The sequence below is a fragment of the Brevirhabdus pacifica genome (assembly GCF_002797755.1).
Classification (GTDB): Bacteria; Pseudomonadota; Alphaproteobacteria; order Rhodobacterales; family Rhodobacteraceae; genus Brevirhabdus; species Brevirhabdus pacifica.
Genome location: NZ_PGFI01000011.1, coordinates 789,564 through 815,567, shown reverse-complemented (window position 1 = coordinate 815,567; position 26,004 = coordinate 789,564). Strand labels below are relative to the sequence as shown.

Sequence of the window (26,004 nt, the reverse complement as noted above, 5' to 3'; positions counted from 1 at the left end):
CGCCTTGGGCCGAAGCCCCTTGATTGCCCGGCGAAAGGCCTCAAGTTAGGCGCAAGGAGACCGCCACATGCCCCATGCCCATACCGACCGCTCCATGCCGGTGATGCACGCGCCCGCGCCCGACGTGCGCAACCGCAAGAAACTGGAGGGCGGTCGCCGCTTCAAGCTGGAGACCGAGTTCAGCCCCGCCGGCGACCAGCCGACGGCGATTGCCGAGCTGTCGGCCGGCGTCATGGCCGGCGAGCGGGATCAGGTCCTGCTGGGCGCCACGGGCACGGGCAAGACCTTCACGATGGCCAAGATCATCGAGGAGACCCAGCGCCCGGCGATCATCCTGGCGCCGAACAAGACCCTTGCCGCCCAGCTTTACGGCGAGTTCAAGGGCTTCTTCCCCGACAACGCGGTCGAGTATTTCGTCAGCTACTACGACTACTACCAGCCCGAGGCCTACGTGCCCCGCTCGGACACCTATATCGAGAAGGAATCCCAGATCAACGAACAGATCGACCGGATGCGCCACTCGGCCACGCGGGCGCTTCTGGAACGCGATGACGTGATCATCGTGGCCTCGGTCTCGTGCATCTACGGTATCGGTTCGGTGGAAACCTATGGGGCCATGACCCAGGATCTGATCGCGGGTCAGGAATACGACCAGCGGGCGATCATCGCCGATCTGGTGGCGCAGCAGTATCGCCGCAACGATCAGGCGTTCCAGCGCGGCACCTTCCGGGTGCGGGGCGACAGCCTCGAGATCTTTCCCGCCCACCTCGACAGTCGCGCTTGGCGGCTGTCGTTCTTCGGCAACGAGCTGGAAAGCATCACCGAGTTCGACCCCCTGACCGGCGAGAAGACCGACACGTTCCAGCAGATCCGCGTCTACGCCAACTCGCACTACGTCACGCCCAAGCCGACGATGAAACAGGCCGTCAATTCGATCAAGAAAGAGCTGCGCCAGCGGCTGGACCAGCTTGTGGCCGACGGCAAGCTGCTGGAAGCCCAGCGGCTGGAGCAGCGCACCAATTTCGACATCGAGATGCTGGAGGCCACGGGCGTCTGCAACGGCATCGAGAACTACTCGCGCTACCTCACCGGCCGCGCCCCCGGAGAGCCGCCCCCCACCCTGTTCGAATTCATTCCCGACAACGCCATCGTCTTCGCCGACGAGTCCCACGTCAGCGTGCCCCAGATCGGCGGCATGTATAAAGGCGACTACCGGCGCAAGTTCACGCTGGCCGAGCACGGGTTCCGCCTGCCGTCCTGCATGGACAACCGCCCCCTCAAGTTCGAGGAATGGGACGCCATGCGCCCGCAATCGGTCTTCGTCAGCGCGACCCCCGCCGGGTGGGAGCTGGAGCAGGCCGGCGGCGTCTTCACCGAACAGGTGATCCGCCCCACCGGCCTTCTGGACCCCGAGATCGAGATCCGCCCCGTCGGCACGCAGGTCGACGACCTGCTGGACGAGGTGCGCCGCGTCACCGCCGCCGGCTACCGCACGCTGGTCACCACCCTGACCAAGCGCATGGCCGAGGATCTGACCGAATACATGCATGAACAGGGCATCAAGGTGCGCTACATGCACAGCGACATCGACACGCTGGAACGCATCGAGATCCTGCGCGACCTGCGGCTGGGGGCGTTCGACGTGTTGATCGGCATCAACCTTCTGCGCGAGGGTCTGGATATTCCCGAATGCGGGCTGGTCGCGATCCTTGATGCCGACAAGGAAGGCTTCCTGCGCTCGGAAACCTCGCTGATCCAGACCATCGGCCGGGCCGCGCGGAACGTGGACGCCCGCGCGATCCTTTACGCCGACCGCATCACCGGCAGCATGGAACGCGCCATGCGCGAGACCGAGCGTCGGCGCGAAAAGCAGATCGCCTACAACACCGAACACGGCATAACCCCCGCCACCGTCAAGAAGAACGTCGAGGATATTTTGGCCGGCCTCTATCAGGGCGACGTGGACATGAACCGCGTCACCGCCAAGATCGACGCGCCGATGGCCGGTGCAAACCTTCAGGCCCATCTGGACGGGCTGCGCGACAAGATGCGCAAGGCCGCCGAGAACCTCGAGTTCGAAGAGGCCGCCCGCCTGCGCGACGAGGTCAAGCGGCTGGAAACCGTCGATCTGGTGGTCAGCGACGATCCCCTGGCCCGCCAGCAGGCGGTCGACCGGGCGGTCGATGCCGCGCAAAAGGCCTCGGGCCGGTCCACGGCCGGGCGTGGCGGCATGCGGGGCGGCAACGTCAAGCGGCGGCGCAAGGGCTGAGCCGGGTGCCACCATCTTTAAGCTGCCGTTAACCGCGATGCCCCCACCCTCCTCTGATCAACGGAGGGGGCCATGGGGCGCAGGGCATCGGTTTCTGACAGAAAGGTTCCCTCGGGGCGGCAGGCCCTTGCGGCGCGCGTCGCGGCATCCGCCGCCGCGCGCCTTGCCACCCTTGCCGCCGGGGCCCTGCGCCGCGCCCTTGTGCCAGGTGCGCTTGGCCTATTGCTGCTGTCCCCACCCCCAGCCGCCGCCGGCGCCTGGCCCCGCGAGGAGGGGCGGCGCTTCATCTCCCTCTCGCAGGAGCTGGTTCGTCAGCCGGGCGGCACGCTGACGGGCTATGCCGGCTTTCTCATGGAACAGGGGCTGGGCGGCAACCTGACAGTGGGGATCGAGGCGGGCAAGCCGACCGGCCCGCCGGGGGGACGGTGGCAGGCCCTCTTCTTCCTGCGCGGGGCCATCCCCAACCCCTCCGAAATCCGCGCCGCCTGGTCGCTGGCACTGGGCTTCCACGGGGTGACGGGCGGCAAGATCGGCCGCGCCCGGCCCGTCATCCGGCCCGCCTTGCATCTGGGCCGGGGGTTGTCGCTGGGGTCGCGCCACGGCTGGCTGGCGCTCGATGCAAGCGCCGCCCTGTCACCGGGCGACCGGGCCATCTGGAAGATGGACACCACGCTGGGGATCAGGGCCGATCGCGACCGCCTGTGGTTCGTGCAGCTTCAGGCCAATCGCTACCCAGGGGCGCGCCCGCGCTTGCGGATCGTCCCCACCCACGTGCGACGCCTGTCGCGCCGAGTGCATCTGGAACTGGCGCTGGCGTTCGACGCCCGCGCGCCCCGGCGCACCGCGCTGAAAATCGGAAGCTGGGTCGAGTTCTGATCTTCCTTCCGCGCCCGTCAGGCCAGCGCCGCCGGATCCGCCGCAAGGATTACCGGCACGACAAGATCCTCCTCGTCCAGCAGGTGCCGCTCCAGAAGGCTTCGGAAACTCTCAAGCTGGCTGGCGAAGCGGTCCACCGCCGGGCGCGGATCGTCCAGCGCCCCTTCCCGGGCGTCGCCCTGTGGTCCCGAACCCCCTGGCCCGTGCACCGGCAGTGAGCCATGCCCGGCCATCGCAACGATGGCCGAATTGGCCTCCCGCGCGAACTCGGCCAAAAGGCCGTCCAGCGCGTCGTGGTCCCGTTCCAGCATCTCGAAGCCGCGCTCCAGGCGCGGCTCCAGCTCGGTCAGAAGGGGGAAGTAATGCAGATCCTCGATCTGGTGGTGGCCGTTCAGCTGCTGCACCAGCATGCCGCCGAACCGGCCCAGTCGCCGGGCGCTGATCGCGGGGTCCGCCTGGCGTTCCAGCACCGCCTGCAGGTCCCGGCCCATAAGCTCCTCAAGCTGGCGGAACATCATGTGACGCTCCAGCCAGAATTGAACGAGGCCGGTGAATTGCGGGTGCTGTTCCCAGGCCTCGCGCGGGTAATCGGCCAGAAGGGTCCGCAGCGCGTCGGGAAGACCGTCGCGGTCGCGCAGTGGAAGTGACTCCATCATCTTGCCCCTCTCCCCAGAGCTGCCCGTCGCCCCCTGCGCGCGGGGGCCGTGGCCCAGCCTAGCACATCGCACCCGAGGCGTCAGTTCGGGTTGTCGCAGCGCGCCGTCACCCAGACCTTTCCTGTCACCGGCTGGGACCAGTTCACCCTGACCTGGTCGCCATTGGCGCCCTGCTGCGTATTCACGTCCCAGCCCGGAAACACCCGGCCGCCGCCCGCATCGCGAAAGCTGTTGTGGCGCACGACCGACTGAACCGTCCGGGCCGATCCGTCGAATGGAAGGTAGCCTGAAAAATCCACAGTCCACGCATCTGACGCGGTGTTCTGCTCATGATACTGGATGGTGGGATTGCCGATGATCTGGTCGATGCCGTTGAAGGTGTTGGCCTCGACCACGATGTTGCGGAACCGGCTGCGGTCCAGGGTCGCGATGCTTTCGTCGACCATCTCGGGGCGATCGAGGTTGCCGTTGATGGCCTTGAACGTGTTCCCCCGAATGGTCAGCCCGTGGATGTAATGACCCCCGCCATGGGGCTTGATGATCAGCCAGCGGAACCAGCTTCCCGAGTTGAGCGAGTAGAAATTGTTCCCCGTCAGCGTCAGCGCCCCGAAGGAGAACTCGGCCGAATGCTCGGGCGCGCTGTCATGCTCGTTCGTCCATTCGATGGCATTGTTGTCGATGTAGTTACCGGTGATCACCGTCGAGCAATTGGGCTGCGTCAGGACCAGCCCCGCCGTTCGCGTGCCGCCGCTTTCGTCGTCGCCCTGGAACCAGTGGTTGCCCACGAACAGGTGCGAGCCGCCGTTCATCACCGCGAAATGCTTGAACTTGACGATGCGCGAGTCGCGGACCTTCACGTCGTTGGCGTTGGTGTTCATCGCCACGGTGCGCCGGTCCTGCACCCGCAGCGCCTGCTCGGACGAGATCATGTTGCACTGGTCGATCAGCATCCCCTGACACCCCCGCCCGATCGAGGTGATGCCCCGGTCCGCCGGCTTGGTGATGAAACAGTCGCGCAGGTGAAAGGTGACCCCGTCGCGCGCCAGCGCGATGCCCGACGCCTTGCCGTCCAGCTGGAATTCCACGTCCTCGATCGAGAACTTGGCAAGGTATTCGAAGCCGGTGAAATCCAGCATGTATTTGAAGCGGGTGAAGGTATAGCTTTGGGTGCCCGCCGCCGCGTGCAGGGGCTGGCTGAGGGTGAGTGTGCCGGCAGCGACGTTGCGGTCGCGAACATAGACCTCGCGGCCGACGCCCGCCCCCTCGACCAGCGAGCCCACGGCGATGCCCGCGACGTTCGAGACATTCGACAACGTCGTGTTGGCCGAGGTCGCGTAGCTGGCCTGCGCCACCACCTGATCGGGGGTCCAGCCGCTGCCCGCCACGGCGTTGAGCTGCCCGTTGCGGATCACCCGCCGGATCGCCCAGGAGGTCTTGTCGTTAACCGCCGCCTGCATATCGATCGGCCCGTCCACATCGATGCGGCGGCCGCCAAGGTCCAGGCTTTCATGGTCGGAAAAGTTCAGCAGCGCCTGAAACGCCTTGCGAAAGGCCAGCTGCTCCGAGCCGAAGGCGTCGATATAGGCCGGCAGGTCGAAGTTGCGCGTCAGGCTCAGCACCGCGCTGTCGGGCATGCTCAGCGTGCCCTGGAACCGCACCCGGCTGTCGAAAGTCACGCTGCTTTCCAGCCGGAAAACCCCGTCCGAGACCAGGACCGTGCGCCCCGCGGCCGCCAGGTCCGCCGCCTCGAAGGCCGCGCTGTCATCGGTGGTCCCGTCCCCCCGCGCGCCATAGTCGCGCACGTCCACGATATCCATCATCTCGCGCAGGAAGGATTGGGTGACATCCTCGACAATCAGGTCGTCGATCCGCACCAGCCCGCCGTCTGGACCCGTCAGGTCCAGGCCGAAATGGCCATAAAGCGTTTCGATCCCCCAGGCCAGTTCGACCCCCGTGCGCGCGCCCGACCCGACGATCGCCTCGACCGTGACGACCTTGCCGTATGTGTCGAGGGTGGTGGCGGTCGCCACCTCGGTCAGGCCGGTGACATGGGCCCCGCCGCTACCCCCCGCCCAGCCTGCAACGCGCACGTTGGGAAGGTTGCCGCTGACCGCCTTCACCCGGGCCGAAATCTTCAGGTAGCAGCCGGGCAGTAGGGGCGTCTCGCCCATGTAGCGCAGTTTCTGGACCGCCTGGGTCTTCTGCATTTCGAGGCAGGAGCCGAAATCCTGGTCGCCGGTCACCAGCGCGGCGTTGGCGGCGCCGTCGTAGGTGGCCGACCCGGGCGTGCCGTCGCCGCTGGAATAGACCGCAAGGCCGTCCTCGAAGGGCGGCGGCATCAGTTGGGCGGAAGTGGTGCTGGCCATGATCATCTGTTCCCCATGTTGGGGGCGTGCGCCGCGGGTCCGACCGACAGGGGACGCGGCGCGCGGCCGCCCCGGGGCCAGAAGCGGCACAGGAAGCGGGCCGGACCGGCCCCGTTCTCGATTGTCGATGTCAGGAAAGACTCGGGGCGCGCAGCCCGGATGGCGGCGATCTAGCAGAGTGGGCTTAAAACGCCGTTAACCACAGCCCCCGGAAACCCCGCGTCCCGGGCCGTTACAACCTGGCGGCGCCTAGAGGGTCATGTGCCGGGCGCGCGCGCTCAGCTCGATCGCGGCGCCATGCAGGCGGTTGATATCCAATTGATAGCGGATCTCGGCCAGAAGCTGCAGCTCGGTCTCCTGCAACAGCCCGTCGGAGGCGGCGACATCGCAGGCCAGCGCATAGGCCGTCTCGTACAGCCGTTCGGGCAGGCTGTCGTGGATCATCCCGAACAGGGTATCCAACCCGTCTTCCTTCTCGAAAAGGTCGAGAACCGTGACCGAAGTCGCCTTCATCCGCGCCTCGTCGTAGTCGGCGAAGACCGGCAGCGAGTTCACCATCCGCTCGATCGACAGCAGTTCCGCGGTGCGGATCGTCTCGTCCGAGGCCGAGACCGCCACCATGAGGGCGACAAGACAGTCCTGGGGGCTCAGCTGGATGGGGGTATCTGGCACGGGTTCGCCTTCCTTGGTTGGCTTCTGCCTTCCAAATTATTGACGCCCACGCCCCGCGGCAATAGGGAGTGGACCGATTGTGGACACGGGGTCCACGAATTGACCGGAAGCCTTAACAAATGTCCGAATTGCGTGAACTTGCGATGTCGTCGAAAGCCTGGCCCTTCGAAGAGGCCCGCCGACTGGTCAAACGCTATTCCAAGGCGCCCCCTGAAAAGGGGTTCGTGCTGTTCCAGACCGGCTATGGCCCGTCGGGCCTGCCCCATATCGGCACCTTCGGCGAGGTGCAGCGCACCACGATGGTCCGCCGTGCCTTCGAGGCGCTGTCGGACATCCCCACCAAGCTGCTGTGCTTTTCGGACGATATGGACGGGCTGCGCAAGGTACCCGGCAACGTGCCCAACCAGGAGCAGATGAAAGAGGATCTGAACCTGCCCCTGACCAAGGTGCGCGATCCCTTCGGCACCCACGCGGGCTTTGCCCAGCACAACAACGCCCGCCTCTGCGCCTTTCTCGACAGCTTCGGGTTCGAGTATGAATTCGCCTCGGCGACCGAGTATTACACCTCGGGCAGGCTGGACGAGATGCTGCTGCGCGCGCTGGAGCGGTTCGACAAGATCATGGAGATCATGCTGCCCTCTCTGGGTGCAGACCGTCAGGCGACCTACTCGCCCTTCCTGCCCATCAGCCCCAAGACTGGCCATGTCCTCCAGGTGCCGACGCTTGAGCGGAACCTGTCGCGCGGCACCATCGTCTACGAGGAGCCCGACGGCGAGCGGGTCGAAGTCCCTGTCACCGGCGGCAACGTCAAGATGCAGTGGAAACCCGACTGGGCCCTGCGCTGGGCCGCGCTGGGGGTGGATTACGAGATGTCGGGCAAGGATCTGATCGACTCGGTCACCCTGTCGACCAAGATCTGCCGGGCCCTGGGCGAGACCCCGCCCGAAAGCCTCTCCTACGAGCTTTTCGGCGACGAGAAAGGTCAGAAGATCTCGAAGTCGAAGGGCAACGGCCTGTCGATGGAAGAGTGGCTGACCTACGCCCCGCCCGAGTCGCTGTCCTATTTCATGTATCAGAAGCCCAAGACCGCCAAGCGGCTCTACTTCGACGTGATCCCCAAGGCCGTGGACGAGTACCACCAGCAGCTTCGCGCCTTCCCCGAGCAGGACCTGAAATCGCAGCTGGCCAACCCGGTCTGGCACATCCACGAAGGCAAGCCGCCGGTGTCCAGCCTGACGGTACCGTTTGCCATGCTGCTGAACCTGGCGTCCGCCGCCTCGGCCGAGGACAAGACCGCCCTGTGGGGGTTCATCAACCGCTACGCCCCCGAGGCCACGCCCGAAAGCCACCCTGACCTCGACCGGGCGGCCGAGTTCGCCGTACGGTACTTCAACGACTTCGTGCGTCCCGCGAAAACCTACCGCGCCCCGACCGAGCAGGAGCGCGCGGCCCTGGCTGACTTGGCCGGGCGCCTGCGCGACTGGCAAGGCGGCACCGATGCCGAGGAGCTGCAATCGCTGGTCTTCGCCGTCGGCAAGGACCACGGGTTCGAGCAGCTGCGCGACTGGTTCATGGCGATCTACGAGGTGCTTCTGGGTGCGACCCAGGGTCCGCGCTTTGGCGGCTTCATCGCCCTTTTCGGCGTGACCGAAACCGCCGACCTGATCGACGCGGCCCTCGCCGGCAAGCTGGGCTGAGCCCACAGCGACATGCGTGTGCCGGGGCCTCGTTGCGGGCCCCGGCAACCGCCCGAACTACACTCGGGCCTTAATTTACAGGCAGTTTCGCCCAGCGGGTCAGCAGCGTCCGCTGCAACCGGCGCGAACGCGCGTTCCAGGCACGGCTGCCGTCGGGACGCTCGCGATCCTCCTTCGGGATCTTCGCCCGTTCTTCCAGGTTGACCGAGAAGATGGCGAAGGTCAGCTCGCGCTCACCCGGGGCACTGATGTAGCCGGCCAACGCCGAGGCGAAGTTCAGCGTGCCCGTCTTGGCCTGGATCCGAACCCGCGTATTCGAGACCGCCTTGCCCTCCTCGTCGCGGGGGGTGACGGGTTTCATCAGTTCGGGCAGCGGGCCGTCGAAGCCGGCCTTGGCCAGCCCCGCCGCCATGGCGTAGGAGCTGACGCGCGAATCCTCGCCCAAGCCCGAGTGATCGACCAGGGCCACGTCCTCGACCCCGTAACGCTGCATCAGCCACAGGTTCATCGCCGCACTGGATTCGCGCAGCGATGTCACCGGCAGCCCCCGCGCCCGGCTGGCAGCCAGGCCCACGGTCTCGGCCGTCAGGTTGGTCGAGTATTTCAGCATGTCCTTGAGGATCCGGCGCAGGTCCGCACTGGACCGTTCGGCCAGGATGCGCGCATCGTCCGGCAGGGCGCCCGTTTCGGGCTCCGGCAGACGGATGCCCTTGTCCTTGGCCAAGGTCAGAAAGACCTCGCCGGCATAGAGCGACGGGTTGCGGACCGGCAGCCAGCGCCCCCCGCCCTTGCCCAGCGCGCCCTTGGCCACGGTCCAGCCGTCGCGGTCGCCCTCATCCTCGTAGGTGTAGACAGGGACCTTTCTGTCCACGACGCGCATCCGCGCCACCGACACCGGCGGCCGCAGCCCGGCCGAGCGGGCCTCCATCGTGATGTCGTAACCGGCGCTTTCGCGCTTCCACTCGAAAAAGACACGGTTGAAGTTCAGGTTCAGCCCCGAGATCGCGGGGTTGTAGCCCACGTGGTCGGGCTGGTCCTTGTCGATCATCCGCAGGCTCGGCAATGCCGCGTCGGCCAGAATGAACCGGCCGGTAACGCCGTTGATCCCGGCCTGGGCCAGCTTGTCGACCAATGTCGCAAGCCCGTCGGACTCCAGCGTCGGGTCGCCGCCGCCGGCCAGCACGATGTCGCCCTGGATCACGCCGTTGACCGTGGGGCCGGTCGCCAGCACCCGTGTCTTGAAGCGATAGCCGGGGCCAAGCGCGTCCAGCGCGTAGAGCGTGGTCAGCGACTTGGCGACGCTGGCGGGCGGCAGGGAAAGCGCGGGCTGATAGGCCTCCAGAACCTCGCCGGTGTGGGCATCCATGACGACGCAGCTGAACTGCCCCGACAGGCCCGCCCCTTCCACCACCGAGGCCAGATCGGCAAGCGGCGGCGGTGCCGGACGTTCGCGGACGACCCCCTCCTCACCGCGCGGCAACGGCCTGATCGAGGTCCGGGGCGCGATAAGCGACGCCTGCTGCGCCGAGACGGAAGTTGCAACGCCGGCAGCCAGCCCAGCCAGTAGCGCGCGACGACTCGTTATATCGATCCTTTTAGCCATATCGAACCTAAACCAAACCTCATGCTGCTTCGCAATTCACCGGCAGGCTTGCACTGCCTGCCCTTGTAAAGACGTTACTTAGCGTGATCTCGGCAAAGGAAAGTGGGGGACGGCGGCCCGCGCCAAGGGGTCGCGGCCCAGGGGGAGGCCGGGGTGGTGGCACTGGCGGGGGATCGCCGATCGCAACCCTCCCGACCGGCGGTCAGCGCCAGCCGCCGCCTGCGCGGATGCGGCTGGACGAGGCGTCGTTCAGCGGCACGTTGACGAAGCACCAGGCCGGCGGGTCGCACCGGGGCAGCATGCGCGAGGCAACCTCGGACAGCATGCTGTCGCGGTAGAGCTGTGCCGCCGGAGAGGCCCGCGCCGCCGTCCGCGAGCCGGGCCGCGCGATCACCCCCACCGGCACGTTCTCCATGATCCAGCGCCAATCCTGCCAACGGTGCAGCCCGGCCAGATTGTCAGCCCCCATAAGCCACACGAAGGTGACACCGGGATAGAGGCGCCTGAGCCGGCGCAGGGTCTGGGCGGTGTGGCGAGTGCCCAGCAACGCCTCGACATCGGTGACTGTGACGCGCGGGTGATCCATCACCCGCCGGGCCGCCGCCAGGCGACGCTCCAGCGCGGCGGGCTCCTTGGCCTTCAGCGGGTTGCCAGGCGAGACCATCCACCAGACCCGATCAAGGGCAAAGCGGCGCAGCGCCATGCGGGTGATATGGGCGTGCCCCTCGTGGGCCGGATCGAAGGAACCGCCCAGAAGGCCGATCACCTGGCCCCGGGCCGCGACCGGAAACCGGTGGCGGAAGGGATGGCTGCCGGCCCCGGGCCGCGTCACCGCCGCCCCTGCCCGCATTCCGGCGTGCCCACCTGCATTTGCCACGCCGACCCCTTCCCGGAACGCCTCATCAAACCGGCGGGCACCTTACCATGTGCGTCGCGGGGGAAAAGCGCCCTCGGCACAGACGCCGGGCGCCGGGGCGCGCGGGTAACACTTCGTCTGCGCGCCCTGCCAGGCGGCGTGGGGGGATCAGTGATGTTCGGACGGCTTTTCGGCACCGAGGAAGCTGCCGAACACGCGCCAGCCCTCGATATTGTCACAGATGACCTTGATCAGCACCAGGAAGGGCACCGCCATCAGGGCGCCAAGGATGCCCCAGATCCAGATCCAGAACAGCACCGTGATCAGGACGGAGACGGTGTTCAGCTCCAGCCTGCGGCCGACCAGGTAGGGGGTGATGAACTGCCCCTCAAGCGTGGTCAGCGAGAAATAGGCGATCGGCGCCAGCATCGCGTGCGAGGCCGAATCGAAGGTGACGAAGGCAATCGCGCCCACCAGGATCGTGCCGATGAGAGAGCCCAGGAAAGGCAGGAAGTTCAGGGCAAAGGCGGCCGCCCCCCAGACGAAGGCATAGGGCATTCCGATGAAGAATAGCGCCGTGCCGATGGCCAGGCCAAGGCCCGCGTTGATCACCGTGATCGCCGCCAGATAGCGCGAGATCTGCTGCTCGATGTCGCGGACGATCCGATAGGCCTTCTTCTTGTCCTGAAGTTTTGGCGTCGCCTCGATGATCCGCCTGAGGAAGAAATCCCCCGAGGCCAGCATGAACAGGGCCAGGACCATCGCCGCCACGATGGACGAGCCGGCGCTGGCAAGGCCGTTCAGCGCCTGGCGAACCGGGCCGGGCTTGTCGACCACCACCTTCTGGGTGGGTGCCGGGCTGTCGCCGTCGGCCAGATCCTGGACCTGCTTTTCGGCCTCCTGCACCGCCTCGACCGATTTCGTCACCGGCGTCAGCTTGGATTTCAGCCGGTCGCCGATCTCGGGCGCCTGGCTGACAAGGTCGGAAACAGGCCCGCTCATCATGTAGACCCCGACGGTCGAGCCGACGCCGATGCCCACGATCAGCAGCACCGCCGAGACCGGGGTCGGCACGCCGATACGCTCCAGCCCACGGGTGACGGGGCTGAGCGTCAGCATCAGAAGAACCGACAGCACGATCGGCAGCAGCACGTCCTTGGCAAAGTAGATGGCGGCAAGCAGCAGGATCAGGAAGATGCCGATCAGCATGACCTTGATCGTGCGAAGCTGTCCCTCGGTATCGGTACCGACCGGCTCGGCGCCCTCGATATCTTCACTCTCTACGAGGGGTTGGATCCTGGTGCTCACGCTGATTGTCCCGATTGATACGGTTTTCAACGCGGGCGCCGCCCGTTTGTTCCTTGGCCATCTGCGTTCCGGCCAAGGGAAAAAGGCCGTAGCGTCCCATGTCGCAGACAGCCGATTGCTCTTGCCTCCGCCCCCCGTTATCTAACGCCCGAACCTGCAAAGGAGCACACCATGGCAGCTTATCAGTACGTTTATCACATGGATGGCGTCTCCAAGACCTATCCCGGCGGCAAGAAGACCTTCGAGAACATCCGCCTGTCCTTCCTGCCCGGCGTCAAGATCGGCGTCGTCGGCGTCAACGGCTCGGGTAAATCCACCCTGCTGCGCATCATGGCCGGCATCGACAAGGATTTCTCGGGCGAGGCATGGTCCGCCGAGGGTGCCAAGGTCGGCTACCTCCCCCAGGAGCCCGAGCTTGATCCCGCCCTGGACGTGCGTGGCAACGTCATGGCAGGCGTCAAGGCCAAGCGCGACATCCTGGACCGCTATAACGAACTGGCGATGAACTACTCGGACGAGACCGCCGACGAGATGGCCAAGCTTCAGGACGAGATCGACAGCCAAAACCTGTGGGATCTGGACAGCCAGATCGACGTGGCGATGGAGGCCCTGCGCTGCCCGCCCGACGACGCCGACGTCTCGACCCTGTCGGGCGGTGAAAAGCGTCGCGTGGCGCTGTGCAAGCTGCTGCTCGAAGCGCCCGACATGCTGCTGCTGGACGAACCGACCAACCACCTTGACGCCGAGACCATCGCTTGGCTGCAACAGCACCTGATGGACTACAAGGGCACGATCCTTGTCGTCACCCACGACCGCTATTTCCTTGACGACATCACCAGCTGGATCCTGGAACTGGATCGCGGCCGTGGTGTGCCGTGGGAAGGCAACTATTCCAGCTGGCTGGAACAGAAGGCCAAGCGGCTGGAACAAGAAGCCCGCGAGGACAAGTCCAAGCAGCAGACCCTTGCCCGCGAACTTGAGTGGATGCGGCAGGGCGCCAAGGCCCGCCAGGCCAAGTCCAAGGCCCGGATCAACGCCTATAACGAGCTGGCAAACCAGTCCGAGCGTGAAAAGCTGGGCCGCGCCCAGATCATCATCCCCAACGGCCCCCGCCTGGGCGGCAAGGTGATCGAGGTCGAAAACCTGCAAAAGGCCATGGGCGACAAGCTTCTGGTCGAGGATCTCAGCTTCTCGCTGCCCCCCGGCGGCATCGTCGGCGTGATCGGCCCCAACGGCGCCGGCAAGACCACGCTGTTTCGGATGCTGACCGGCCAGGAAGAGCCCGACGGCGGCTCCGTGACCTACGGCGACACGGTCAAGCTGGCCTATGTCGACCAGTCTCGCGACGCCCTCGACCCCGGCAAGACGGCTTGGGAAGAGATCTCGGGCGGGGCCGAGCTGATCGAGCTGGGCGATGCCCAGATGAACAGCCGCGCCTATGCCTCGGCCTTCAACTTCAAGGGGGGCGACCAGCAGAAGAAGGTGGGCATGCTCTCGGGCGGTGAACGCAACCGGGTCCACATGGCCAAGCTGCTGCGCTCGGGCGGCAACGTGCTGCTGCTCGACGAACCGACCAACGATCTGGATGTCGAGACCCTGCGCGCCCTCGAGGATGCGCTGGTGGAATTTGCCGGCTGCGCGGTCGTGATCTCTCACGACCGTTTCTTCCTCGACCGGATCTGCACCCACATCCTGGCCTTCGAGGGCGAGGCCCATGTCGAATGGTTCGAAGGCAACTTCGAGGATTACGAGGAAGACAAGAAAAAACGTCTGGGGGCCGACTCGCTGGAGCCCAAGCGCGTGAAGCACAAGAAATTCACGCGCTGATCGGATCGGACAGGCGACCGCCCTCGGGGGTGGATCGCACCAAGCAAAGCCCCGGCCTTAGCCGGGGCTTTGCCGTTTCCGGCGCCGCGCCCTGTCAGCGGCCCACCGGAAAGCGGGTCACGAGTGCCACTTCTCCGCGTGCTTGCCCTCTTCCTTGTCGTGACCCTTGCCGTTCGAGGTCGCGTGGCCGTTGCCCTTGCCCCCACCGCCGCTGCCCTGCGCCTTGTCGCTGGCGTTCTCGTTCGGAATGCCGCCCTTGTCGGCCGCCGCCGGCAAACCCATTGCCATGGCGACCACGAAGACGGTGAATGCTGCAAATAGCTTTTTCATTGTGAAATACCCCTTACCTTGAACACTTCCGCGAAATTGCGGGAAGGCCCCCAGAATATCACGAACAGACCAAAACCCCAAGTTTCACAGGGGTTCCGGCCACCGGAACGGGGCCCATTCAAGGTGAACATCGGCTAGAGATCGGTTTGTACCGGGAAAATTATTGGGGCAGAGTGCGCCCATGTTGAGAGCGGTCCTGCTGATCATCCTTGCCCTGCCCCTGCCCGCCCTTGCCGACGCCGGCGCCGAGGAGCGGCTGGTGCGCAGCGTGCTCAATCAGCTTCAGCCCCCTTCCTTTGCCGCAAACCGCGAATACTGCGGCTTTATCGGCTACGACAGCCGTGGTCGGCTGAAGGCCGGTCGCGCCCGGCGCGGCAACCGCGACGAATGCACGCCCGAGCTGCCGCAGGACCTTGAGATCGTCGCCTCATACCACACTCACGGCGGGTTCGACCGGGGCGCCGACAGCGAAATCCCCTCGGTCGACGACATCGAGGCGGACGAGGCCGATGGCGTCGACGGCTGGGTCGCGACCCCCGGCGGACGCCTGTGGTACGTGGACACCCAGGACATGGTCGTCTCGCAGGTCTGCGGCATCGGATGCCTGCGCAGCGACCCCAATTTCCGCGCCGGGGTGCAGGGCAAGATCCGCAAATCCTACACCTATCAGGAGCTCTTGATTCTGGAGGGAAACTGATCCTCCAGCCCCCCGGATCCGCGATTCCGGGGGCCGCGGATTAATTTCTCCGGCGATTGAATCAATAGCAAAACTTGCAAAAGCGCCGTTCTGACAAGGGAATTACAAGGGTCTTGAAATTGTTATGGCTGTCGGCAATATGAATCCGGCGACGTTACCACTATCGACCACTGTTTCCTTTATCGGGCCTCAGTCTTTCGATTCTGCACTGACGAGCCAAGCTGCCGCATTCTGCGGGCAGATCACTAAAGGAGACTACAGATGGCCACTGGCACTGTGAAATGGTTCAACACCACCAAAGGCTACGGCTTCATCGCACCCGAGGGCGGCTCCAAGGACGTGTTCGTCCACATTTCCGCTGTCGAGCGTTCGGGCCTCACCGGTCTGGCTGACAACCAGAAGGTCAGCTTCGACATCGAGAACGGTCGCGATGGTCGCGAAAGCGCCGTGAACCTCGAACTGCTCTGAGCCGTTTCGACATCACGAAGAATACCGACCGGGCGTGCCTGCCGCACGCCCGGTTTTTTTATCGGTGCCGCCCCCATGACCCGATCCCCGCCCCCGCAGGTTGCCGCAATGGCCGGTGAGACGGCCCCGCAAGACGCGCGGCCTTTCGACGTGGTGGTGGTCGGCGGCGGCCCGGCCGGCAGCGCCGCCGCCCGGCGCGCGGCCGCCCTCGGCCTCCGCACGGCGCTGATCGACCGCGCCGATTTTCCCCGCGACAAGCTGTGCGGCGGGCTGGTCACGGGACGCAGCCGCACCGCTCTCGCCCGGATCTTCGATCTGCGGGTCGAGGCGGAACCTACCCTGTTCCTGCCCTCCCGCACGATCCGCTTCATGGCCGGCGGCACAACCCTGCGCCGGATGGACGACGCGCCCGCCATGTGGCTGACCATGCGACGCGCCTTCGACGCCCGGCTGGTCGAATTGGCCCGTCAGGCGGGGGCCGAGGTGCTGACCAACGCGGCCGTGACCGAGGTGCGACCGGATGACCGGGCGATTGTCCTGCGCGACGGGCGCTGCCTGCGGTATCGCGTGCTGATCGGCGCCGACGGGGTCAACTCGACCGTGGCGCGCGCCCTTTTCGGCCGCGCCTTCGATCCCGCCACCATCGGATTTGGACTGGAGGCAGAGCTGTCTCTGCCCGCCGGAACCGCCCCCGAGACCCTGCCGACCCAGGAGGTGGTGCTAGACCTCGACGCCGCCGACTGGGGCTATGGGTGGATCTTCCCCAAGGCCCATGGCGTCACCCTCGGGGTGGGCGGCCTGCACGCCCATAACCCCGACATGCGGGACCGGATGCTGGCACAGCTGTCCCTGCGCGACCCGGCGGGCGACCCGGCCGCCCGGACGATCAAGGGGGCCTACCTGCCCTTCGGCGATTTCCGCAAACTGCCCGGGCGGGGGTGCGTCCTGCTGGCGGGGGACGCGGCGGGACTGGTCGACCCGATCACCGGCGAGGGCATCGCCCATGCCCTCGACAGCGGCAGTCTGGCGGCCGAAGCGGCGGCGGCGGCCCTGTCGGGCACGCGCCCCGACCCCGACCGCGCGCTGGTCCTCTACCGCCGATCCCTGCGGCCGTTGCAGAGTGAGCTTCGCCAGTCCCGTTTCTGGCGACGCATGATCTTCAGCCGGGCGATGCGCCCCGTCTTCAAGGCCAGCATCGCACGCGGCAGTTCCATGCCCGCGCGCTTTCTGGCCCTGCTGGCCGGGGAGCTGGATTACGGCGACCTGCGGCGCGACCTGATCCTGCGCACGCCCCGCAGCCTTCTACGCGCAGTAATGGCGCGCGGGCGCTGACAGGCCGGACGACCAAGCGCCTTTCACAGGTTGGTGGATGGTGGAGCCGATCGGGATCGAACCGACGACCTCGTCATTGCGAACGACGCGCTCTCCCAACTGAGCTACGGCCCCACTATGCCTTGATTTGCGCATTTCCAGCGGCGCTGTCAACATCGCGCTAAGCCCTTCCCGCAAGCGGTGCCCGCGCGGCTTCGCCCCCGTCGGGCCGCTTGAACTTTGTGCGCCGGAGAGGCACATATCGCCCATGCAGAACCCTTATTTCTTCGGCTACGGCTCCCTGGTGAACAGACGCACCCACGCTTACGAGCGGGCGCATCCCGCCCATGTCTCGGGCTGGCGCCGGGTCTGGACCCATACCAACCTGCGGCCGCTTGCCTTCCTGTCGGCCCTGCCCGACACGCCCAGCCGCATCGCCGGCCTGATCGCCGAGGTGCCGGGCGGCGACTGGGCAGCGCTCGATGAACGCGAGTTTGCCTATGACCGGCTGAGCGCGCGCGACCAGGTCACCCACACGATCGGCGGCACCCCCGACATCCAGATCTACTCGGTCGCCCTCGACAAACACCCGCAGGAGGCGCGCAAGCACCCGATCCTGCTGAGCTATCTCGACGTGGTGCTACAGGGATACCTGACCGAATACGGCCCCGAGGGGGCCCACGCCTTCATGCAGACGACAGATGGCTGGGACACGCCCGTCCTGGATGACCGGCATGAGCCGCTTTACCCCCGCCACCAGATCCTGACGGGGGACGAGAGGGGCTTCGTCGACGACGCGCTGAAGGCAGTGGGCGCCACGATCCTGCAACCGGACTGATCCGGAGCGGCCCTAGCCGCGGGCGCGGATGACCTGCAAGAGCGGCAGCACCTTGGCGATGTCGGGCCCGCGTTCCTGGCCGGTCAGCGCCAGGCGCAGCGGCCGGAAAAGGTTGCGGCCCTTGCGGCCCGTCCGCTCCTTGACCGCGTCGGTCCACTCGCCCCAGCTCTCGCGGGTCAGCGGACCCTTGGGCAGCATCTCCATCGCCTCGGCGACGAAGGCGGCATCATCTTCCTCGATCACCGGCTCTGCGCCGTCGCGGAACATGGTCCACCAGGGCGCGATCTCGGCGCGGGTGCCGACGTTCTCGCGCACAGCATCCCAGAAATCCTCGGCCAGCGCATCGGGCACGCCGGCGGCGGCGACATCCTCGCGCACAGCCTCCAGCGGCAGCGATTGCAGGTGCCGAGCGGTCAGCGGATCCAGATCGGCCTCGTCGAATTTGGTGGGTGCTGCGCCGAAATGCGACAGGTCGAACCCCTCGACGATGGCGTCCAGGTCGGGCTGAAGCTCGACCGGCTGGGACGACCCCAGCCGCGCCATCAGCGACAGCAGCGCCATCGGCTCAACGCCACGCGCGCGCAGGTCGCGCAGCGACAGGGTGCCAAGACGCTTGGACAGCGCCTCGCCCTGGGGGCCGGTCAGCAGCGAGTGGTGGGCGAATTCCGGCACGGTGCCGCCCAGCGCGTTGATGATCTGGATCTGGGTGGCGGTGTTGGTCACATGGTCCGAGCCGCGCACCACATGGGTGATCCCCATTTCGGTGTCGTCCACGACCGAGGCGATGGTATAAAGCACCTGCCCGTCGCCCCGGATCAGCACCGGGTCCGAGACCGAGGCCGCGTCGATCGAAATGTCGCCAAGGATGCCGTCGGTCCACTCGATCCGCTCGTGGTCCAGCTTGAAGCGCCAATGGCCCGAACGCTCGGCCCGCAGGGCGTCTTTCTCGGCGTCCGACAGGCGCAGGGCGGCGCGGTCATAGACCGGCGGCTTGCCCATGTTCAGCTGTTTCTTGCGCTTGAGGTCCAGCTCGGTCGGCGTCTCGAACGCCTCGTAAAGCCGTCCCGAGGCGCGCATCTTGTCCGCCGCCTCGGCGTAGCGGTCCAGGCGCGCCGACTGTCGCTCGATCCGGTCCCAGCCCAGGCCCAGCCACGTCAGATCCTCCTGGATCGCCTCGGCATACTCGTCCTTCGAACGGTCGGGGTCCGTGTCATCAAGCCGCAGGATGAAGGTGCCCCCGGCCTTGCGCGCAATGAGCCAGTTGAAAAGCGCCGTGCGCAGGTTGCCGACATGGAGCAGGCCGGTGGGGGACGGGGCGAAACGGGTAACGGTCATCTTCGGTCTCCTGTTGCGGCTGCTCTTTCACAGGCGCTCGGAATTGTCCATATCTCGGGCATGAACCAGATTTGGAATCGCGCCATCGCGCCCGACAACCAAGCCCTGCACGAAATGGCCCTCGCGGCCATCGCCGGCTTACCCGAGTCCTACCGTAGTGCCGCCCGCGAGGTCGCCCTGCGGATCGAGGATTTCGCGTCCGAAACCCTCCTGGAGGAGATGGAGATCGCAGATCCCTTCGACCTGACAGGGCTTTACCAAGGAATACCGCTGACCGAGAAGTCGATCTCGCACCAGCCGATCGGCCCCGATGTCATCTGGCTGTTCCGCCGCCCCATCCTGGACGAATGGGCCGGGCGGGGCGACGTGCGGCTGGGCGAGTTGGTGGCCCATGTGCTGGTGCATGAGCTGGCCCATCATTTCGGCTGGAGCGACGAGCAGATCGCCCGCATCGACCGCTGGTGGGAGTGATCCCACCAGCCCGGACGGCTCAGCTTGGGTCGCGCCAGCGGTTGACGATGGGATAGCGCCGGTCCAGCCAGAAGGCCCGCGCCGTCAGGCGGGTGCCCGGTGCGGACTGGAAGCGTTTGTATTCCGACAGGTAGACAAGCCGCTCGACCCGGCGCACCACCTCGGCATCGAACCCCTTGGCGACCACCGCATCAACCGAGGCGTCCTGGTCGACAAGCATCTCCAGGATCACGTCCAGCTCTTCATAGGGCGGCAGGCTGTCGGCATCCTTCTGATCCTCGCGCAGCTCGGCCGAAGGGGGCTTGTCGATGATGCGTGTGGGGATGACCTCGCCCTCGGGGCCCTGCATCCAGTCGCGATGGTTGGCGTTGCGCCAGCGGCAGGTCTCGAACACCCGCATCTTATAGAGATCCTTGATCGGATTGTAGCCGCCCGCCATGTCGCCGTAGATCGTGGCATAGCCCACCGCCACCTCGGACTTGTTGCCGGTGGTCAGAAGCATCTCGCCGAACTTGTTGCTTAGCGCCATCAGCATGACGCCGCGAAGGCGGGACTGGATGTTCTCCTCGGTCAGGTCCTCGTCGCGGCCGGCGAAAAGCGGCGCCAGCGTCGCGTTGACCGCGTTCTGCGCCTCGGTGATCGGCAGCTCGTCCAGCCGGGTGCCAAGGGCCCGGGCACAGGCCGCGGCATCTTGCAGCGAATGCTGCGAGGTATAGCGCGAGGGCAGCATCACGCAGCGCACGTTCTCGGCGCCCAGCGCGTCGGTCGCGATCGCAGCTACCAGCGCCGAGTCGACGCCCCCCGACAGGCCCAGCAGCACCTTGCCGAACCCCGTCTTGCCGCAATAGTCGCGCAAGGCCAGGACCATGGCCTTGTAATCGGCCTCCCACGGGTCGGGCAGGCTGGCGCGCGGCCCCTGCTCGGCCCGCCAACCGTCGTCGCCGAGGGTGAAATCAACATGCTGGATGGCCTCTTCCATGGCGGGCATCTGCACCGCCAGGCCGCCGCCGGGATTCAGCACGAAGCTGGCCCCGTCGAAGACCTGGTCGTCCTGTCCGCCAACAAGGTTCAGGTAGACCAGCGGCAGGCCCGTCTCGACCACCCGCGCCACCATCAGGTTCTGGCGCACCTCATGCTTGCCGCGGTGATAGGGGGATCCGTTGGGCACCAGCAGCATCTCGGCGGCCGACTCGGCCATGGTCTCGGCCACGTCGTCGAACCAGGCATCCTCGCAGATGGGCGAGCCGATGCGCATCGGCCCCACCCGGTAGGGGCCGCTGATCGGGCCGCTGCCAAAGACGCGCACCTCGTCGAAGACATCGGCGTTGGGCAGATGATGCTTGAGGACACGGGTGGCGATCCGCCCCCCTTCCAGCACGGCGTAGGAATTGTAGGCGCGCAGGCCCTCCATGTAGGGCGCGCCGATCGCCAGCGGGGGGCCGTCGGCGCAGGCCCGCGCCAGTTCCTCCAGCGCCTCTTCCGAGCGGGCAAGGAAGGCCGGGCGCAGCACCAGATCCTGAAGCTGGTAGCCCGACAGGAACATCTCGGGCAGGGCCACCAGGTCGGCGCCCGCGTCGCGGCCCGCGCGCCAGGCCTCCAGCGCCTTGGCGCTGTTGCCGGCGAAATCGCCAACCGTCGGATTGAGCTGTGCCAAAGTCAGTCGGAAACGCTCGGTCATGACCATCCTCTTTGCTGTGCCGCGTGCTATACGCAGAAGCCGGCCCAGAGAAAAGCGCCAAGCATCAAAAGCGTTGCGACCCGTTCCCCCCTCAACTAGGCTCCAACGAAAGACGTCAAATCCCAGAGGCAAGCCGACCGCATGTTCCGAAAAGGCCACCTGAGTATCGGATCCCGGCCCGGGGTTCTGCGTCCCTTCGCCCTGGCCGTGGCCGTCGGCTTCGCGCTGGCCCAGTTGACGGCCACCAGCTCGGACGCCCAGTCGGGCGAGGTCGTCACCAAGCAGTATGACGACGGCGGCGTCTACGAAGGCACCTTCAAGGACGGCAAGCAGAACGGGCGCGGCACCTACCGGCTGCCCAACGGCTACGAATACGTGGGCGACTGGGTCGACGGCGAGATCAAGGGCCAGGGCACCGCGCGCTTTCCCAACGGCTCCGTCTATGTCGGCAGCTTCGAGAAGGGCAAACCTCACGGTTTCGGCAAGATCACCTTCGCCGACGGCGGCACGTTCGAGGGCGAATGGGTCGACGGCAAGATCAACGGCAAGGGCATCGCCGAATACGCCAACGGCGTGCGCTACGAGGGCGAGTTCCTCAACAAGCTGCACCACGGCATGGGCACGATGCAGGCGCCCAGCGGCTACCGCTACAGCGGGCGCTGGGTGAACGGCGTCAAGGACGGTCGCGGCACCATCACCTATCCCGACGGCTCCACCTACGAGGGCGAGCTGGTCGGCGGCCAGCTTGAGGGCAAGGGCAAGCTGGTGATGCCCGACGGGCTGATCTACGACGGCGAGTGGAAGGACGGGCAGATCAACGGCACCGGCGTGCTGACCCAGTCCAACGGCGACATCTACGAGGGCCAGTTGGTCAACGGAGAGCGCCAGGGCCAGGGCAAGGTCACCTATGCCAACGGCGACACCTACGAGGGCGAGTTCGCCGCCGATCAGCGCAACGGCACCGGCACCTTCCGGGGCGGCGACAGCTATGTCTACACCGGCGACTGGGTCGACGGCCGCATCCAGGGCGAGGGCAAGGTCACCTATCCCGACGGCTCCGTCTACGAGGGCGCGTTCAAGGACGACCTGGCTCACGGCAAGGGGCGCATCACCTACCCCGACGGTTCAACCTATGAAGGCGACTGGGTCGCCGGCGTGATCGAAGGCGAAGGCACCGCCACCTACGAGAACGGGCTGGTCTATACCGGCGAGTTCCGCAACGCCAAGAACCACGGCAAGGGTGTGATGACCTACTCGGACGGCTACCGCTACGAGGGGGATTGGGTGAACGGCCTGCGCGAGGGCGAGGGCACCGCCACCTATGCCGACGGCACCGTCTACGTCGGCGGCTTCAAGGCCGGCCAGCGCGAGGGCCAGGGCTCGATCTCGATGCCCGACGGGTTCAATTATGTCGGCCAGTGGAAGAACGGCGAGATCCACGGCGAGGGCATCGCGACCTATGCGAATGGCGATGTCTACGAGGGCATGTTCGAGCAGGGAAAGCGCTCGGGCAACGGCACCATGCGCTATGCCAGCGGCGAGACCCGCACCGGCGACTGGACCAACGGCGCGCTGGAGCGCGAGGACGAGACCGCCCGCACCCCTGCCCCCGATGCCACGGGCGGCGAGGCGACGGGTGCCGGGACCGATGCGGTCACCGACGCCCCCGACGGGGACGAGCGTGCCGGGGGCGACGACAGCGACCCCACCGCCGGCCAGTAACGCCGCCTTCTCCCGGCCAGCGCGGGGTGGTCAATCGGCCCCTGCCCGGGCAGAATGGGCGCGCATTCCCAGATCCGCCGAAGGCCGCCATGACCCGCCCCACCCTGCACCACATTCCCGTCTGCCCCTTTTCCCAGCGGCTTGAAATCCTGCTGGAGCTGAAGGGCCGCCGCGATGCCGTCGACTTCAACACCATCGACATCACGCGCCCCCGGCCCGACTGGCTTCTGGAGCTGACGGGCGGCACGACCGCCCTGCCGGTGCTGGATCTGGGCGACGGGCGGGCATTGAAGGAAAGCATGGTGCTGCTGCGCTATTTCGACGAAACGCTGCCCGAGCGCCCCGTCGCCCGCACCGACCCCTTCGAGCGCGCGGTCGAGCGGTTGATGATCACGCGCGAAGGCGCGTTTACCATGGCCGGCTATCGCTTCGTGATGAACCGCGACCGCGACCGCCTTCCCGAATTCCGCGAGGCGATGCTGGAGCCCTACCGCTGGCTCAACGCCTTCCTGATGCGCCACAACCCCGGGGGGACTTTTCTGTTCGAGGACTTCGGGTTGGCCGAGGCGGTCTACACCCCGATGTTCTGGCGCTTTGTCTTCCTGGAATATTACGAGGGGTTCACCCTGCCCCAAGGGCCCGAGTACGACCGCGTCGCCCGCTGGCGTCAGGCCTGCATGGATCACCCGGCGGCCCAGCAGGTCAGCGCCGAGGAGATCAACAAGCTCTACTATGACTACGCGGTCGGATCCGGCAACGGCGCCCTGCCCGAGGGGCGCAGCCGCTCGTCCTTCACGTTCGATCCCGATTGGCGCGATCGCCCGATGCCGCCCCGGGACAAGTATGACCGTATCGCCACCGACGGGGAGTTGGGGCTGCTGTGACGATCCCGGGTCGAGAAAGCACTTTATCTTTTCGCCCCCGCGCTCCATAAAACTCCCATGAAGTGTGCCACTGCCATAAACACGATGACCGCGCGTTCCGCGCAAGGCGCCCCCGGCGTCCCCGGTCTGGCACTGCTGCTTCTCCTTAGCCGCCTCTGAGCGTGCCTATCGGCGCGACCGCTCAGAGGGGTATCAGCGCCGGTGACAACCGCTAAGGACAACCAAAGAGAATTCCGATGACACAATCGACCGAACGCGACCGCGTATTGATCTTCGACACCACCTTGCGCGACGGCGAGCAATCGCCCGGCGCCACCATGTCCCATGCCGAAAAGCTCGAGATCGCGTCGATGCTGGACGAGATGGGCGTCGACATCATCGAGGCCGGCTTCCCCATCGCCTCGGAAGGGGATTTCAAGGCCGTCAGCGAGATCGCCCGTGCCTCGCGCAATGCCGTGATCTGCGGCCTTTCCCGCGCCAATATCGGCGACATCGACCGCTGCTGGGAGGCCGTGCGTCACGCGGCCCGCCCCCGCATCCACACCTTTATCGGCACCTCGCCGCTGCACCGGGCCATCCCCAACCTGACCCAGGACGAGATGGTCGAGCGCATCCACCAGACCGTCACCCACGCGCGCAACCTGTGCGACAACGTGCAATGGTCGCCCATGGACGCCACCCGCACCGAGGAGGATTACCTCTGCCGCGTGGTCGAGACCGCGATCAAGGCAGGCGCCACCACGATCAACATCCCCGACACCGTGGGCTATACCGCGCCGCGCGAAAGCGCCGAGCTGATCCGCATGCTGATCGAGAAGGTCCCCGGCGCCGACGAGGTGGTTTTTGCCACCCACTGTCACAACGACCTGGGCATGGCGACGGCCAACGCCCTGGCCGCCGTCGAGGGTGGCGCACGCCAGATCGAATGCACCATCAACGGGCTTGGCGAGCGGGCTGGCAACACCGCCCTGGAAGAGGTGGTGATGGCCCTGCGCGTGCGCGGCGACATCATGCCCTTCACCACCGGCGTCGACAGCACCAAGCTGATGGCGATCTCGCGGCGGGTGGCGACGGTCTCGGGCTTCCCGGTGCAATTCAACAAGGCCATCGTCGGCAAGAACGCCTTTGCTCATGAATCGGGCATCCACCAGGACGGCATGCTCAAGAATGCCGAGACGTTCGAGATCATGCGCCCCGCCGACGTGGGCCTGAAGGAAACCAACATCGTCATGGGCAAGCACTCCGGGCGGGCCGCGCTCCGCTCCAAGCTGTCCGAGTTGGGTTTTGATCTGGCCGACAACCAGCTCAAGGATGTCTTCGTGCGGTTCAAGGCCCTCGCTGACCGCAAGAAGGAGGTCTACGACGACGACCTCCTGGCCCTCATGCGCGACCAGGCCGACGAAACCCAGGACCGCATCCAGGTGAAATTCCTGCGCGTGGTCTGCGGCACCCAGTCGCCCCAGACGGCGGAGCTTGTTCTGACGATTGATGGCGAGGACCACGAGGTCACCGCCACCGGCGACGGCCCGGTCGACGCCACCTTCAACGCGGTGAAGCAGCTTTTCTCGCACGAGGCGCGGCTTCAGCTTTACCAGGTGCACGCCGTGACCGAGGGCACCGACGCCCAGGCCACCGTCAGCGTGCGGATGGAGGAGAACGGCCGCATCGTCACCGGACAGTCGGCGGATACCGACACGGTCGTGGCTTCGGCCCGGGCCTATGTCAACGCGCTCAACCGCTTGCTGGTGCGGCGCGAGAAATCGGCCCCTGACTCGGACGTGAAGACCGTCAACTATCTCGACGCGAACTGATCCGAGCCCCCTTGCGCCCGCCCCGCGGCGGGCGCAAACATCTTCCTGACCGACCCGGCTCCCTGCCCGCCCGTGCGCCCAGTTCAGGCGTCTCGGGCATGGCGCCGAAAGGGCGCGATGGCGGCGGGAAGCCGCCGGAGCGATGTCCGCGAAAGGGCAATTTGCCCCCACCGCGTGGTTTTCGGGCGAACAAGCCCGGTTTTGGCGAAAAGACGCTGACGTTTGCAGCCGTGGGGCCTTTCCCCGGCATCGCCCCTTGCCTATAAGCCGAAGGGCCCGATACGGAACCGTAGCGGATACAGGCACAGGGAAATTACGGGAAAAATCGC

The 26,004-nt window shown here is 66.4% G+C and carries 21 protein-coding genes and 1 tRNA gene; 12 read left to right on the top strand and 10 right to left on the bottom strand.

What is annotated here, in order from left to right; translation table 11 throughout:
• Nucleotides 1-67: 67 nt before the first annotated feature.
• Both uvrB and CLV77_RS04060 read left to right on the top strand, forming a co-directional pair.
• Nucleotides 68-2,269 carry an excinuclease ABC subunit UvrB gene (gene uvrB, locus CLV77_RS04065; protein ID WP_076979137.1) on the top strand — a complete coding sequence of 734 codons (2,202 nt, stop codon included), beginning with the start codon at nucleotides 68-70 and terminating at the stop codon, nucleotides 2,267-2,269.
• 72 nt (nucleotides 2,270-2,341) lie between these two features.
• On the top strand, nucleotides 2,342-3,145 hold the full coding sequence (locus tag CLV77_RS04060) for a hypothetical protein (RefSeq protein ID WP_076979138.1): 804 nt from the start codon (nucleotides 2,342-2,344) through the stop codon (nucleotides 3,143-3,145).
• A gap of 17 nt (nucleotides 3,146-3,162) precedes the next feature.
• Here CLV77_RS04060 and CLV77_RS04055 read toward each other — a convergent pair whose 3' ends face one another.
• The 3 genes from CLV77_RS04055 to CLV77_RS04045 form a co-directional block, all read right to left on the bottom strand.
• Nucleotides 3,163-3,798, bottom strand: a complete 636-nt coding sequence (locus CLV77_RS04055) for a hemerythrin domain-containing protein (protein WP_076979139.1) — start codon at nucleotides 3,796-3,798, stop codon at nucleotides 3,163-3,165.
• Between the two features lie 83 nt (nucleotides 3,799-3,881).
• Nucleotides 3,882-6,167: a glycosyl hydrolase family 28-related protein gene (locus CLV77_RS04050; RefSeq protein WP_233128151.1), complete on the bottom strand. Its 2,286-nt coding sequence runs from the start codon at nucleotides 6,165-6,167 to the stop codon at nucleotides 3,882-3,884.
• A gap of 249 nt (nucleotides 6,168-6,416) precedes the next feature.
• Nucleotides 6,417-6,788, bottom strand: a complete 372-nt coding sequence (locus tag CLV77_RS04045) for a tellurite resistance TerB family protein (RefSeq protein WP_076979141.1) — start codon at nucleotides 6,786-6,788, stop codon at nucleotides 6,417-6,419.
• Nucleotides 6,789-6,958: 170 nt separating this feature from the next.
• On the opposite strand from CLV77_RS04045, the gene CLV77_RS04040 reads away from it, so the two are divergent.
• On the top strand, nucleotides 6,959-8,536 hold the full coding sequence (locus CLV77_RS04040) for a lysine--tRNA ligase (protein ID WP_076979142.1): 1,578 nt from the start codon (nucleotides 6,959-6,961) through the stop codon (nucleotides 8,534-8,536).
• A gap of 70 nt (nucleotides 8,537-8,606) precedes the next feature.
• Here CLV77_RS04040 and dacB read toward each other — a convergent pair whose 3' ends face one another.
• From dacB to CLV77_RS04025, 3 genes are all read right to left on the bottom strand, one after another.
• Nucleotides 8,607-10,139 (bottom strand): D-alanyl-D-alanine carboxypeptidase/D-alanyl-D-alanine endopeptidase, encoded by a 1,533-nt coding sequence (dacB, locus tag CLV77_RS04035; protein ID WP_076979143.1) that lies wholly within the window; start codon nucleotides 10,137-10,139, stop codon nucleotides 8,607-8,609.
• 202 nt (nucleotides 10,140-10,341) lie between these two features.
• A complete protein-coding gene (locus CLV77_RS04030) occupies nucleotides 10,342-10,989 on the bottom strand; it encodes a nicotinate-nucleotide adenylyltransferase (protein ID WP_076979144.1) in 648 nt (215 codons plus the stop codon).
• Nucleotides 10,990-11,163: 174 nt separating this feature from the next.
• The gene (locus CLV77_RS04025; RefSeq protein ID WP_233128149.1) at nucleotides 11,164-12,303 is read right to left on the bottom strand and encodes an AI-2E family transporter; all 1,140 of its coding nucleotides are present in this window, start codon (nucleotides 12,301-12,303) and stop codon (nucleotides 11,164-11,166) included.
• A 171-nt stretch (nucleotides 12,304-12,474) separates the two neighbouring features.
• On the opposite strand from CLV77_RS04025, the gene ettA reads away from it, so the two are divergent.
• Complete coding sequence (gene ettA, locus CLV77_RS04020) at nucleotides 12,475-14,130, top strand: energy-dependent translational throttle protein EttA (protein WP_076979145.1); 1,656 nt, start codon at nucleotides 12,475-12,477, stop codon at nucleotides 14,128-14,130.
• A gap of 117 nt (nucleotides 14,131-14,247) precedes the next feature.
• On the opposite strand, the gene CLV77_RS04015 is transcribed toward ettA, so the two are convergent.
• Nucleotides 14,248-14,460, bottom strand: a complete 213-nt coding sequence (locus CLV77_RS04015) for a hypothetical protein (RefSeq protein WP_076979146.1) — start codon at nucleotides 14,458-14,460, stop codon at nucleotides 14,248-14,250.
• Nucleotides 14,461-14,641: 181 nt separating this feature from the next.
• Between CLV77_RS04015 and CLV77_RS04010 the strand changes: the two genes are divergently transcribed.
• The 3 genes from CLV77_RS04010 to CLV77_RS04000 all read left to right on the top strand — a co-directional run bounded on the left by CLV77_RS04010 (nucleotide 14,642) and on the right by CLV77_RS04000 (nucleotide 16,957).
• A complete protein-coding gene (locus CLV77_RS04010; RefSeq protein ID WP_076979147.1) occupies nucleotides 14,642-15,157 on the top strand; it encodes a DUF4329 domain-containing protein in 516 nt (171 codons plus the stop codon).
• A gap of 261 nt (nucleotides 15,158-15,418) precedes the next feature.
• A complete protein-coding gene (locus tag CLV77_RS04005) occupies nucleotides 15,419-15,625 on the top strand; it encodes a cold-shock protein (RefSeq protein WP_076979148.1) in 207 nt (68 codons plus the stop codon).
• A 108-nt stretch (nucleotides 15,626-15,733) separates the two neighbouring features.
• Nucleotides 15,734-16,957, top strand: coding sequence for an NAD(P)/FAD-dependent oxidoreductase (locus CLV77_RS04000; protein ID WP_076979149.1), 1,224 nt, complete (start codon nucleotides 15,734-15,736; stop codon nucleotides 16,955-16,957).
• 38 nt (nucleotides 16,958-16,995) lie between these two features.
• On the opposite strand, the gene CLV77_RS03995 is transcribed toward CLV77_RS04000, so the two are convergent.
• Nucleotides 16,996-17,071 (bottom strand) — tRNA-Ala (locus CLV77_RS03995).
• A 133-nt stretch (nucleotides 17,072-17,204) separates the two neighbouring features.
• Here CLV77_RS03995 and CLV77_RS03990 point away from each other — a divergent pair.
• Nucleotides 17,205-17,774, top strand: coding sequence for a gamma-glutamylcyclotransferase family protein (locus CLV77_RS03990; protein ID WP_076979150.1), 570 nt, complete (start codon nucleotides 17,205-17,207; stop codon nucleotides 17,772-17,774).
• A gap of 12 nt (nucleotides 17,775-17,786) precedes the next feature.
• On the opposite strand, the gene gltX is transcribed toward CLV77_RS03990, so the two are convergent.
• Nucleotides 17,787-19,109, bottom strand: coding sequence for a glutamate--tRNA ligase (gene gltX / locus CLV77_RS03985; RefSeq protein WP_076979151.1), 1,323 nt, complete (start codon nucleotides 19,107-19,109; stop codon nucleotides 17,787-17,789).
• 60 nt (nucleotides 19,110-19,169) lie between these two features.
• On the opposite strand from gltX, the gene CLV77_RS03980 reads away from it, so the two are divergent.
• Nucleotides 19,170-19,580 (top strand): metallopeptidase family protein, encoded by a 411-nt coding sequence (locus tag CLV77_RS03980; protein WP_076979152.1) that lies wholly within the window; start codon nucleotides 19,170-19,172, stop codon nucleotides 19,578-19,580.
• 19 nt (nucleotides 19,581-19,599) lie between these two features.
• Here the strand turns inward: CLV77_RS03980 and CLV77_RS03975 are convergent, their stop codons facing one another.
• Nucleotides 19,600-21,258, bottom strand: a complete 1,659-nt coding sequence (locus CLV77_RS03975; RefSeq protein ID WP_076980990.1) for an NAD+ synthase — start codon at nucleotides 21,256-21,258, stop codon at nucleotides 19,600-19,602.
• Nucleotides 21,259-21,399: 141 nt separating this feature from the next.
• Between CLV77_RS03975 and CLV77_RS03970 the strand changes: the two genes are divergently transcribed.
• The 3 genes from CLV77_RS03970 to CLV77_RS03960 all read left to right on the top strand — a co-directional run bounded on the left by CLV77_RS03970 (nucleotide 21,400) and on the right by CLV77_RS03960 (nucleotide 25,675).
• Nucleotides 21,400-22,980, top strand: coding sequence for an MORN repeat-containing protein (locus CLV77_RS03970; protein ID WP_083707692.1), 1,581 nt, complete (start codon nucleotides 21,400-21,402; stop codon nucleotides 22,978-22,980).
• An 89-nt stretch (nucleotides 22,981-23,069) separates the two neighbouring features.
• Nucleotides 23,070-23,864 (top strand): glutathione S-transferase family protein, encoded by a 795-nt coding sequence (locus tag CLV77_RS03965; protein WP_076979153.1) that lies wholly within the window; start codon nucleotides 23,070-23,072, stop codon nucleotides 23,862-23,864.
• Between the two features lie 236 nt (nucleotides 23,865-24,100).
• Nucleotides 24,101-25,675 carry a 2-isopropylmalate synthase gene (locus CLV77_RS03960; RefSeq protein ID WP_076979154.1) on the top strand — a complete coding sequence of 525 codons (1,575 nt, stop codon included), beginning with the start codon at nucleotides 24,101-24,103 and terminating at the stop codon, nucleotides 25,673-25,675.
• Nucleotides 25,676-26,004: the final 329 nt, after the last annotated feature.